The sequence below is a fragment of the Streptomyces sp. S3(2020) genome (genome assembly GCF_013044505.1).
Lineage (GTDB): Bacteria > Actinomycetota > Actinomycetes > Streptomycetales > Streptomycetaceae > Streptomyces.
Map to the genome: position 1 here is coordinate 23234 of NZ_JABERD010000124.1, position 6060 is coordinate 29293.

Below are 6060 nucleotides of genomic sequence, written 5' to 3' on the forward strand. Positions count from 1 at the left end.
CTAGCCTCAGGAGCATGATGAACCCCCGCCGCCCCGACCTCCTCGCAGCCGGCGCAGCAACCGTCACCGTCGTCCTCTGGGCCTCCGCCTTCGTCTCCATCCGAAGCGCCGGCGCCGAGTACTCCCCGGGCGCCCTCGCCCTCGGGCGACTGCTGGCGGGAGTCCTCACGCTGGGCGCCATCTGTGTCGTACGACGAGAAGGGCTGCCGGCGCGGGCGGCGTGGCCCGGCATCCTGGTCTCCGGCATCCTCTGGTTCGGCTTCTACATGGTCGCCCTCAACTGGGGCGAGCAGCAGGTGGACGCCGGCACAGCGGCACTCGTCGTGAACATCGGCCCCATCCTCATCGCCCTGCTCGGCGCGCGGATACTCGGCGACACCCTGCCGCCGAGGCTGCTCGCCGGGATGGCCGTGTCGTTCGCGGGAGCGGTGGCCGTGGGGCTGTCCATGTCGGGCGAGGGCGGGGCGTCCGTGCTCGGAGTCGTACTGTGCCTGCTCGCGGCCGTCGCGTACGCCGGTGGGGTCGTCGCGCAGAAGCCGGCCCTGGCGTCGGCGAGCGCGCTCCAGGTCACCACGTACGGCTGTCTGGTCGGCGCCGTCGTCTGTCTGCCGTTCGCCGGACAACTCGTCCACGAGGCGGCCGACGCTCCCGTGTCGGCGACCCTCAACATGGTCTATCTGGGCGTCTTCCCGACCGCGCTCGCCTTCACGACCTGGGCCTACGCCCTGGCCCGCACCACGGCCGGACGCATGGGCGCCACGACCTACGCCGTGCCCGCGCTCGTGGTGCTGATGTCCTGGCTGGCGCTCGGCGAGGTGCCGGGGCTGCTCACCCTGGCGGGCGGGGTGCTGTGCCTCGCCGGTGTCGCGGTGTCCCGTTCGCGGGCCGCGGCCGATGCGCCGCGGCCCGCGAAGGTCACCGGATCAGTGTGAACGCGCCCTGTCCGCGAGGACCTTGATGGAGATCAGGGCGATCACCGAGAGCGCGATGATGTAGGCGGACACCGACATCGACGTGCCGGTCGTCTCCAGCAGCAGCACCATCAGGAAGGGTGCGAGGCCGCCGCCGCAGACCGCCGCTATCTGGTAGCCGAGGGAGGCGCCGGTGTAGCGCATCTCCGGTGTGAACAGCTCGGCGAACAGGGCGGCCTGGGGGCCGTACATGATGCTGAGGAAACAGCTGGCGACGAAGGTGCCGACCGCCAGCCACAGCAGCGAGCCGGTGTCGATCAGGAGGAAGAGCGGTATCGCCCACAGCGCGATGCCGACGGCGCCGAACGTGTAGATCCGGATGCGGCCGTAGCGGTCGGAGAGCGCCGCGGCCGCCGGGATCAGCACGAGCTGGGTGAGGCTGACGCAGAGGGAGACGGTGAGGACCGCGCTCTTCTTCATGTCCAGTTCGCGGGTCGTGTAGTCGAGGACGCCGGTGATGAGGATGTAGAAGGTCGCGGTGTTCACGGCGAAGGAGCCGCCGGCCAGCAGGACCGTGCCGCGGTGGTCGCGCAGGATCGTGCGCAGCGGGGAGCTCTGTTCCGACTTCTCCTTCTCGGCCAACGCCTTCTCCGCGTCGCGGAATTCGGGGGTCTCCTCGACCTTGGTGTGGATGTACCAGGCGAGCACGAGGACGAACAGGCCGATGAGGAAGGGCACCCGCCAGCCCCAGGCGGCGAACTGGGCGTCGGTGGTGAAGGCGCCGGCCAGCAGGAAGACCGTGTTGGCGGTCACCACGCCGATGGGGACGCCGAGTTGGACGACGCTGCCGTAGATGCCGCGCTTGCCCTCGGGGGCGTACTCGGTGGCCAGCAGCATCGCGCCGCCCCACTGCGCGCCGACGGCGATGCCCTGGAGGACGCGGAGGGTCACCAGGAGGACGGGCGCGGCGACGCCGATCGTCTCGTAGGTGGGCAGGAGGCCGATGCCCGTGGTCGCCAGGCCCATGAGGGTGAGCGCGAGGACCAGCATCGGCTTGCGGCCGCGCTTGTCGCCGAGGTGGCCGGCGACGATGCCGCCGATCGGGCGGGCGAGGAAGCCGACGGCGAAGGTGGCGAAGGAGGCGAGGACTCCGGCGGTGGAGCTGCCCGCCGGGAAGTACAGGTCGCCGAGGACGAGGGCGGCGGCGATGCCGAAGACGAAGTAGTCGTACCACTCGACGGCTGAGGCGAGCGCGGCCGCCGTGGCTACGCGGCGGCGGTCGACCGTGGGGAGGGCGGTCGGGGTGGCGGTCTGAGCGGAGGGGGCCATGTCCATGCGGTGCACACTCCGATGGGTGCGGTGGGGACGTTGGCGGCGAACATACTAACCGGACGGTATGGAGGCAACGGTTGTGCGGGAAGGTTGCCTGGAGCACTCAAGGGGCAGGTGGGGCGCGGGTGAGCGTGCCGGTGGCCCCGGCCTCGCGGGGAGGTCGGGGTCGGGGTCCGGCTCCGGACGGGCCGCGCCGGGCGGGCGGCTTTCGGGCGGGCGGCTCCGGACGGGCGGCTTTCGGGCGGACGGCTCCGGACGGGCGGCTCTAGAAGACGACCAGTGCCCTGCCGCCCTTGCCCGCGAGCATGTTCTCGAAGGCCGCCGGGATGCCGTCCAGGGCGATCCGCTCCGTCACCAGCGCACCCAGGTCCAGGCGGCCCGCGCGCACGTGCTCCGCGAGCACCGGGAGGTCCGCCGCCGGGTCGGAGTTGCCGTAGACGCAGCCGGCGAGGGTGCGGCCCCAGTGGAAGATCTCCAGGGCGTTGAAGGTGACCTGCTGGTCCTTGCCGCCGATCCCGACGACCGTCGTACGGCCGCCGCGGCGGGTGGAGTCCCAGGCGGTACGGATCGTCGCCGCGCGGCCCACGCACTCGACGGCGACGTCGACGCCCTGCCTGCCGGTCAGGCCGCGGATCTCGCGGGCCGTGTTCTCGGAGGCGACGACGTAGTCGGTGGCGCCCGCGGCACGGGCCAACTCCTCCTTCGCCGGAGAGACATCGACCGCGACGATCTTCGCGGCGCCCGCGATCCGGGCCGCCTGGAGAGCGGCGAGGCCCACTCCCCCGACGCCGTACACCGCGACCGACTCGCCCTCGCGGACCCGCGCCGAGTGGTGGACGGCGCCGTAGCCGGTGAGGACCGCGCAGCCCAGCAGGGCGGCGTCCGTGAGGGGGATGCCCTCGGGGAGCGGCAGGACACAGGAGGCCGGGACGACCGTCTCCTCGGCGAACGCGGCGACGTTCAGGCCGGGGTGGAGGTCGGTGCCGTCGGCGGTGCGGGCGTAGACGTCCGCCGCGCCGTTGAGGGCGTTGGCGCACAGCCAGACCTCGCCGAGTGCGCAGGCGTGGCAACTGCCGCAGGAGGGAGCCCAGTTGAGGACGACCTCGTCGCCGGGCGCGATGGGTCCGACGCCCTCGCCGACGGCTACGACCGTGCCCGCGCCCTCGTGGCCGAGCACGGCCGGGACCGGTACCCGCATCGTGCCGTTGGACAGGGACAGGTCGGAGTGGCAGACGCCGGCGGCGGCGAGGCGGACGCGGACCTGGCCGGGGCCCGGGTCCGGGAGTTCGATGTCGGTGACCTCCAGGGGAGCGCCCACGGCGGGAAGGACTGCTGCGCGAACCACGTGAAGGCTCCTAGAACTGGAGGGACTTGGTCTGGAGGTACTCGGCGAGACCGTGCGAGCCGAGTTCGCGGCCGACGCCGGACTGCTTGTAGCCGCCGAACGGGGCAAGGGGGTTGAAGCGGCCGCCGTTGATGTCGACCTGCCCGGTGTCCATCCGGCGCGCGAAGGCCACCGCCTCCGCCTCCTCGCCCGCCCAGACGGCGCCCGCGAGGCCGTAGACCGTGCCGTTGGCGATGCGCAGGGCGTCCTCCTCGTCCTCGTAGCGCAGGATGGAGAGGACCGGGCCGAAGATCTCCTCCTGGGCGATGGTCATGTCGGGGGTCACGTCGGCGAAGACGGTCGGGGAGACGAAGCAACCCTGCTCGCGCGGGGATTCCGGACCACCGGCGACGAGCCGCGCGCCCTCCGCGACGCCCTTCTCGATGTAACTCCGCACCCGCGCCTGCTGCTTGGCGTTGACGACCGGGCCGATGCGGTCGCCGTACTTGGCGGCGGCGGTCGCGGCGAGCTCGACGGCCTCCTCGTACTGGTCCTGATGGACGAGCATGCGGGTCCAGGCACTGCACGTCTGACCGGAGTTGGACATCACATTGGCCACGCCGACGTTCACCGCCCTGGCGAGGTCCGCGCTCGGCAGGATGACGTTGGCGGACTTGCCGCCGAGTTCCAGGGCGACCTTCTTGATGGCGGCGCCCGCCGTCGCGCCGATCTGCCGGCCGACCGCGGTGGAGCCGGTGAAGGAGACCAGGTCGACGTCCGGATGCTCGGCGAGGGCCTGTCCCGCGACCGGGCCGAGGCCGGTGACGAGGTTGAAGACGCCCGCCGGTACGCCCGCCTCGTGGACCGCCTCGGCGAAGAGCTGGGCGACCAGCGGGGTGTCCTCGGCGGGCTTCAGGACGATCGTGCAGCCTGCCGCGAGGGCGGGGGCGGCCTTGGCGACGATCTGGTGCAGCGGGTAGTTCCACGGCGTGATCGCGCCGACCACGCCGATCGGCTCCTGGCGGACGATCGAATTGCCGACCTGCTCCTCGAAGGCGTACGTCGCCGCCAGCTCGGCGTACGAGCCCGCGACGGCGAGGGGGACGGCCGCGTGCACGTTCTCCGAGAACTTCAGGGGCGAGCCCAGTTCGGCGGTGACCGTCTCGGCGATCTCGTCCTTGCGGGCCACCAGGGCGTCCCGGAGGGCGGCCAGGCGGGCGGCCCGCTCGGCCGGCGCGGTCGCGGCCCAGGCCGGGAGGGCGGCACGGGCGGCCCGTACGGCGGTGTCGACGTCCTCGGCGGTGCCGGCCGGGACCCGGCCGATCACCTGCCCGTCGACCGGGTTCACGACCTCGATCGTGTCCCGGCCGGCGGCGGGCCGCCACTGGCCGTCGATGTACATGCCGTCGTGTGCCTTCATCGTGCTTCCTCCCGGCGGGGCCGTGTCGTCGTCCGGCTCAGTCCGGTTCATAAACTAGCGGCGATAGTTTTCGCGCGCCAGACGTCCCGGTACGTGACTCATGCCATCAGAAGTCGACCCGGGCCCTGTCGTCCACCCTCCCCACGGACTCCTGACCGAAAGCCTTCTCGTACGCCCGCCGGATCTCCTCGATCTTCCGGTCGCTCGCCGTCGCCTGTACGACGGGATAGAGCAGGATCAGCTCGTACGACCGCTCCTTCTCGATCGCCCCGCTCGTGTCCCGCCACTGCCCGCGCCCGGTCCGCACGGTCAGGCCGTCCGGGAAGTCCGGCGTGACCTCCTTGTCGACGAACCCCATGAACTGCTCGTCGGTGACCGCCGGGCCGCCGTCGGGCCGCTCGGTGCCGAAGAGGAGCGAGGTCTCGACGTACGGCGCTCCGCGCTCGGGCGTCCCGTCGTCGAGGGTGGCGTACGCGGTGGGCGCGCCGACGGCGAGCAGCAGACCGACAGCGGCGAGGGTGGCCCGGGTCCGGGTGAGGTGCACATTCATGTGCCCATGCCTAGCGGGCCTCCGTACACGGGACCGGGGAGCCGCGCCGGGCCGGGCCGATGCGGGGCCTGTCCGGCGGATCGGCCGACGACACGCGGCGCCCCCGTCCGACCGAAACCCGCGTCACCGACGCCCCGCCCGAGACCACGACGGGACGCCCCCCGACCGGACAGCCACGCCGCGCCCGGCGGCACAGGCGACACCATCACGCCCCAGCTCGGCTGCAAGGCCTGTCCGGCGGAGCAGCCCACGACATCCCTGTCCCCGACCCAACGAAACCCGCGCCACCGATGCCCCGCCCGAGACCGCGACGAGACGCCTCCCGATCAGGCAGCCACGCCGGACCCGGCGGCACAGGCGACACCATCACACCTCAGCTCGGCTACAAGGCCTGTCCAACGGAGCGGCCCACCACCTGTCTCTTCACCCCATCTCCGCGCCCACGAGACGCCTGAGCCACCCGTATGCCGTCTTCTGCCTAGAACACACAACCACAAGAACTCCTCCGCTGCGCTGGTCGGCT

5 protein-coding genes are annotated in these 6060 nt (G+C 72.2%); 1 reads left to right on the plus strand and 4 read right to left on the minus strand.

The window, feature by feature from the left end; all coding sequences use genetic code 11:
- Positions 1 to 17: 17 nt before the first annotated feature.
- Positions 18 to 932, plus strand: coding sequence for a DMT family transporter (locus HLK59_RS31685; RefSeq protein ID WP_171145008.1), 915 nt, complete (start codon positions 18 to 20; stop codon positions 930 to 932).
- On the opposite strand, the gene HLK59_RS31690 is transcribed toward HLK59_RS31685, so the two are convergent.
- From HLK59_RS31690 to HLK59_RS31705, 4 genes are all read right to left on the minus strand, one after another.
- Positions 924 to 2246 carry an MFS transporter gene (locus HLK59_RS31690; protein ID WP_171145003.1) on the minus strand — a complete coding sequence of 441 codons (1323 nt, stop codon included), beginning with the start codon at positions 2244 to 2246 and terminating at the stop codon, positions 924 to 926. The two genes, HLK59_RS31685 and HLK59_RS31690, sit on opposite strands and share 9 nt — an antisense overlap.
- A gap of 262 nt (positions 2247 to 2508) precedes the next feature.
- The gene (locus HLK59_RS31695) at positions 2509 to 3588 is read right to left on the minus strand and encodes a Zn-dependent alcohol dehydrogenase (RefSeq protein ID WP_171145004.1); all 1080 of its coding nucleotides are present in this window, start codon (positions 3586 to 3588) and stop codon (positions 2509 to 2511) included.
- Between the two features lie 10 nt (positions 3589 to 3598).
- Positions 3599 to 4987, minus strand: coding sequence for an aldehyde dehydrogenase family protein (locus tag HLK59_RS31700; RefSeq protein WP_171145005.1), 1389 nt, complete (start codon positions 4985 to 4987; stop codon positions 3599 to 3601).
- Positions 4988 to 5093: 106 nt separating this feature from the next.
- The gene (locus HLK59_RS31705) at positions 5094 to 5537 is read right to left on the minus strand and encodes a DUF3574 domain-containing protein (protein WP_171145006.1); all 444 of its coding nucleotides are present in this window, start codon (positions 5535 to 5537) and stop codon (positions 5094 to 5096) included.
- Positions 5538 to 6060 lie beyond the last annotated feature (523 nt).